General features: G+C 39.3%; 1 pseudogene. It reads left to right on the top strand.

Features of this window, described 5'->3' with window-relative positions:
- Window positions 1–77: 77 nt before the first annotated feature.
- Window positions 78–499: pseudogene (locus tag ACTHUR_RS18960) on the top strand (PilC family type IV pilus tip adhesin); the annotation flags it as partial.

The following is a 499-nucleotide window of genomic DNA, read 5'->3' as shown; positions in this document are numbered from 1 at the left end:
ATATGAAGGATTCTGATGGCTTTACGGATGGTTCTGCCGGTCGAAACTGGGAATATGTCAGGAAAAAGGTAGACGAGATGTTGGCTTACCAAGCTACGCCGACAACGCGCCGTTATTATGAAGTTGTCAAAAATTTCGTTATTCCAAATATTAAATACCGTTGTCAAAAATCCTATGTTGTCGTGGTTTCTGATGGCGATGCCAATATGAGTTGTAGCAATCAGGCCTCTGGAGAAGACCCACGTAAATCTCCCAATACTAACTTCAATTATGACCGAAAATATTATTATTCAAACTATTACCGTGCTATTGATCGTAGCTCGGATGAGGTCTATGAATATTTTGGGCCGTCTGAAGTAAAAGCTTATGAAAATAAACATGGGCAAGGTAAGGAATTTTCAGGAATCGGCCTTAAAGGTGAAGTATATTTTGATCTGCCAAATTATGATCCGAGATTGGATACTCCTGAAGGGAAGAAAAAGTTTCAATGCCAATATAC

This window comes from Neisseria sp. P0021.S007 (assembly GCF_051956855.1).
Note: the sequence above shows the minus strand (reverse complement) of the source record. Positions and strands in the feature narration are given on the sequence as shown.